Genomic DNA, 494 nt, shown 5'->3' with positions numbered 1-494 from the left:
CAGGTTTCGGGTGTCGTCAATGGTAAGGGAAATGGCAATTTCTGAAGTTGTGATCATATCGATGGCAGTCCCATGCTTATCAAAGACGTCAAAGATCTTTTTGAGGAAACCGTGAGCCATGAGCATTCGGTTCGACTTGATCTTGATGGCTGTAATCCCATCTTTGGCCGAGATCGCTTTGAGTCCGGTGCTGTGGTAGCGGTCTGAGATACAAGTGCCGGGAGCTTCGGGGGTAAAAGTATTTTTAAGATAGATAGGGATATTCCTTTCCTTCACTGGAGATACGGTTTGCGGGTGCAGGATCTTGGCTCCGAAATATGCCAGCTCTGCCGCCTCTTCAAAAGTGAGATGAGTTAAAGCCGAAGTATTCTCCACGTATCGCGGATCGTTATTATGAAAACCGTCGATATCTGTCCAGATCTGCACTTCGGTAGCATTCACCGCTGCACCAATAATGGTTGCCGTATAATCACTGCCACCCCGATTAAGGGTGC

1 protein-coding gene is annotated in these 494 nt (G+C 47.8%); it reads right to left on the bottom strand.

What is annotated here, in order from left to right:
* The coding region (locus tag HC175_RS17765) for an amino acid kinase family protein (protein WP_438865956.1) at positions 1-494 on the bottom strand (494 nt) is incomplete at both ends.

The sequence above is a fragment of the Salinimicrobium oceani genome, from assembly GCF_012037645.1.
This window is presented reverse-complemented; position numbering and strand designations above follow the sequence as displayed.